Raw genomic sequence first — 3,766 nt, forward strand, 5'->3', positions numbered from 1 at the left:
GAACCGGTAGCCGAGACGGGCGAAACCGGCCCAGTCGTCGTCGACCTCCATCTCGATGCCATAGGAGGTGTCGGCCTCCGGCATGTGGTAGCCGACGTCAATCGCGCCGTACCATCCGTTCGGATCGGCCGCCGCAGCGCCCGCCGACAGGGCCAACGCCCCGGCGGCGCTGGACGCCAGAATAAAAGTCTTAACGCGCATGGGTGGATGCCCTCCGCAGCCCAGGTGAATTTTCTCAAGGCGGCGCACGAGCCGCCGCTTGCACCCTCATAACAGCCCCGCTGGCCCAGGTCGAGACGAAGAAGGCCCAAACGGCCATAAGCGTGGCCATTCAGCTACAGCCGCCTGTCCGGAAGCGGACTCACGGTCGCTTCAGGCCGATTCCGCCCCCTGAAAGGGGAAAAGCGCTTCGCAAATCGCGAACTCGGCGGGCGTATCGACGTCCCAGCTCCGCTCGAAAGGCATGGACCAGGCCAGCGCCCCTTCGGACTGGAAGGTGCGATCCCGCAACAGTAGGTCCGGCCGCCCGACGTAGACCGCGCCGTTGACGACCACGGTCCGCTCATCGACGCCGCCCGGCGAATACCGGCCCCCGGCGTCGACGCGGCCGTAGAAGGCGGCGGGCTTCGGCAGCGGCGACACTCCGATCACGGCCGGCGCGCCGGTCTCGTTGCAAAGCCGAATGGCCCCGTCGATGTCCGCCGCCGTCCGCAACGGCGAGGTGGGCTGCAGCAGGACGACATAGTCCCAGCGGCCGCCGACCTGTTCCAGCGCGTGCTCGATGGCGTCGTAAACCGAGGCGGTCGCGCCGGACAGATGATCCGGACGCATGAACGGCGGCGGCCAGCCCATTTCGGCGGCGGTCGCCGCGACGGCCGGATCGTCGGTGGACACCACCAGATGATCGATCAGGGCCGAGCCGCGCGCCGCCTCCAGCGTCCAGGCCACCATCGGCCGGCCGGCCAGCGGACGGGCGTTCTTGGCGATCAGCCGCTGCGACCCGCCTCGGGCCGGGACGATCGCCAGGACTCTCCGGTCGCCGATCACGCGGGCGAATCGTGCGCTGGGAGGCGATCGCCGATGGGAGCGAGGCGGGCCGGGAAGAAAACGGACATGGCTTCGGCCCCACCGACGCGATCGACGGATCACCGTAGCGCGGCCGGGTGAAACGACAAGCGCCCGCCGGGGGGCCCGCCGCCAGCCACGGTCGTTGCGATCAGCGGCTCAGCCCCCGCCGGTGCGATTGGTCGCCTTGCCGGTTCCCTCGCAGACCGGGCAGGTCTCGCCCGACGGCAGGGCGCCCGCTCCGAGGCATTCGGGGCAGAGGGTCGGATCGGGATGCTGCAGCGACGCCGGATCCACCGGATCCGAGGGCGCCAGGTCCCGGTCGTCGATTTCGTGCTCGTTCATCCGGACGGAACGGGCGCGCGAGGGTCCGGTTTCATGATGACACGGCCCGACCTTGGCATTACGGACCCGCTGGTGATGGACGAAACAGAACGGCAAACCGGGGATCGCGGCGGAGACGCGCAGGGCTGGGACACGGCGAAGACGCTGGCCGAGGCCTTGCCGTACATCCAGATCTACGACCGCAAGACCGTGGTCATCAAATACGGCGGCCACGCCATGGGCGAGAGCGCGGTGGCGAAGCAGTTCGCCGCCGATGTCGTGCTGCTGAAGCTGATGGGGGTGAACCCGGTCGTGGTCCACGGCGGCGGACCGCAGATCAGCGCCATGCTGGAAAAGGCGGGAGTCAGGTCGAGCTTCGTCGACGGACTGCGCGTCACCGACGCGGACACCATGCAGGTGGCCGAGATGGTCCTGTCCGGCGCGGTGAACAAGGAGATCGCCCACTGGATCACCATGGCCGGCCGCAAGGCGGACGTGCGCGGCATCGGCCTGTCCGGCAAGGACGCCGGCCTGCTGACGGTGGAGAAGACGCGACGCACGAAACGCGATCCCGACAGCATGATCGAGCACGAGGTCGACCTCGGCTTCGTCGGCGAACCGACAAAGGTCGATCCCAAGCTGGTTACGCGGCTGCTGGAGTCCGACGCCGACTGGGTGCCGGTGATCGCGCCGATCGGGGTGGCCGAGGACGGCCAGACCTTCAACGTCAACGCCGACACGGTGGCGGGCGCGCTCGCCGGGTCGCTGAACGCCAAGCGCATGCTGCTGCTGACCGACGTCCCCGGGGTCAAGGGCGCCGACGGCGAGATCATCCGCCAGATGACGGTCGGCGAGGCCTCGCGGCTGATTGAGGACGGCGTCGCCACCGGCGGCATGATCCCCAAGCTGCAGACCGCCATGGCGGCGGTCCGGGACGGCGTCGAGGCCGTGGTCATTCTCGACGGCCGCCGTCCGCACGCCATGCTGGTCGAACTGTTCACGGAGCACGGCGCCGGCACCTTGGTGAAGGCGGAAGAATGACCGCCGAACCCGTGCAGCCGACCGAACTCGGGGCCGATCTGCGTCATGTGCGCAGCTGGATCTTCGATCTGGACGATACCCTCTACCCGCCCGAGCGCCAGATCCTGAAGCGGGTCAGCGAACGCATCGGCCAGTTCATGGTGCGCACCACCGGCCTGCCGCTGGAGGAGGCCCGGGCGCTGCAGAAGCGTTACCTGATGGATCACGGAGCGGCGCTGGGCGGCCTGATGAAGGACTACACCATCGACCCGGAGGTCTTCCTGGCCGAGGTGCATGACGTGCCGCTGGACGATCTCGCGCCCGACGAGGGTCTGCGGACAGGACTGGAGCGGCTGAAGGGCCCCCGCTATGTCTTCACCAACGGCTCGACCCGCCACGGCGAGCGGGTGCTGGAGCAGCTGGGGATCAGCGATCTGTTCGACGGGCTGTTCGCAGTCGAGCACGCCCGGCTGGTGCCCAAGCCGCATCCGGACACCTTCGCCCGGATGCTGGAGATGTTCCGCGTGGACGCCGCGAGCGCCGCCTTCTTCGAGGACACCGCCCGCAATCTCGAACACGCCAAGGAACTGGGTATGACCACCATCCTCGTCGGGCCGCAAGCCTTCGAGGCCGAAGCGCCGTTCGTGGACCACAGGGCGGCCGCGCTGGGCCCCTTCCTCGCCACCGCCATCCTGCCGGGAGACGCCAGATGACCGACCGCGCCCAACTGGAAGCCGTCATCGAGGCCGCGTGGGAGGATCGCGCCAGTATCTCGGTTTCGACCCATGGCGATATCCGCAAGGCCGTCGAACAGGCGCTGGAGATGCTGGACTCGGGCGAGGCGCGGGTCGCCTCGCGCGGGGCAGACGGGGTCTGGACCACGCATCAGTGGCTGAAGAAGGCCGTGCTGCTGTCGTTCCGGCTAAACGACAACTCCCTCGTCCGCGGAGGCGATCGCGGCGCGGCCAGCCATGCGCCCGGCGTGGGGCCCTGGTGGGACAAGGTGCCGAACAAGTTCGGCGACTGGACCGCCAGTCACTATCAGGACGCCGGTTTCCGCTCGGCGCCCGGGGCGATCGTGCGGCGCGGAGCCTTCATCGGCCGCAACGTCGTGCTGATGCCGTCGTTCGTGAACATCGGCGCCTACGTCGACGAAGGGGCGATGGTCGACACCTGGGCCACGGTCGGCTCCTGCGCCCAGATCGGCAAGCACGTGCACATCTCCGGCGGGGCGGGGATCGGCGGCGTGCTGGAGCCGCTGCAGGCGTCGCCGACGATCATCGAGGACGGCTGCTTCATCGGGGCCCGGGCGGAGGTCGCCGAGGGCGTCATCGTCCGCGAGGGCGCGGTGCTGGCC

At 69.2% G+C, this 3,766-nt stretch carries 5 protein-coding genes and 1 pseudogene; 3 read left to right on the plus strand and 3 right to left on the minus strand.

The genetic code is table 11. The annotated features are described in order from the left end of the window. The 3 genes and pseudogenes from VEC04_RS00455 to VEC04_RS00465 all read right to left on the minus strand — a co-directional run. Nucleotides 1-201 (minus strand): annotated as a pseudogene (locus VEC04_RS00455) (cell envelope biogenesis protein OmpA); the annotation flags it as partial. Between the two features lie 171 nt (nt 202-372). After that, on the minus strand, nt 373-1,047 hold the full coding sequence (locus VEC04_RS00460) for an acylneuraminate cytidylyltransferase family protein (protein ID WP_324772726.1): 675 nt from the start codon (nt 1,045-1,047) through the stop codon (nt 373-375). Nucleotides 1,048-1,224: 177 nt separating this feature from the next. After that, on the minus strand, nt 1,225-1,410 hold the full coding sequence (locus VEC04_RS00465) for a hypothetical protein (protein ID WP_324772727.1): 186 nt from the start codon (nt 1,408-1,410) through the stop codon (nt 1,225-1,227). 75 nt (nt 1,411-1,485) lie between these two features. On the opposite strand from VEC04_RS00465, the gene argB reads away from it, so the two are divergent. From argB to VEC04_RS00480, 3 genes are all read left to right on the plus strand, one after another. Beyond that, a complete protein-coding gene (argB, locus tag VEC04_RS00470) occupies nt 1,486-2,430 on the plus strand; it encodes an acetylglutamate kinase (RefSeq protein ID WP_324772731.1) in 945 nt (314 codons plus the stop codon). Next, complete coding sequence (locus VEC04_RS00475; protein WP_324772729.1) at nt 2,427-3,122, plus strand: pyrimidine 5'-nucleotidase; 696 nt, start codon at nt 2,427-2,429, stop codon at nt 3,120-3,122. Before argB ends, VEC04_RS00475 begins: the two co-directional genes overlap by 4 nt. Next, nucleotides 3,119-3,766, plus strand: a 648-nt coding sequence (locus tag VEC04_RS00480) for a 2,3,4,5-tetrahydropyridine-2,6-dicarboxylate N-succinyltransferase (RefSeq protein ID WP_324772730.1), incomplete at its 3' end; no start/stop codon positions are given. The genes VEC04_RS00475 and VEC04_RS00480, both read left to right, overlap by 4 nt.

Source organism: Brevundimonas sp., assembly GCF_035626535.1.
In the GTDB taxonomy this organism is placed as follows: Bacteria; Pseudomonadota; Alphaproteobacteria; order Caulobacterales; family Caulobacteraceae; genus Brevundimonas.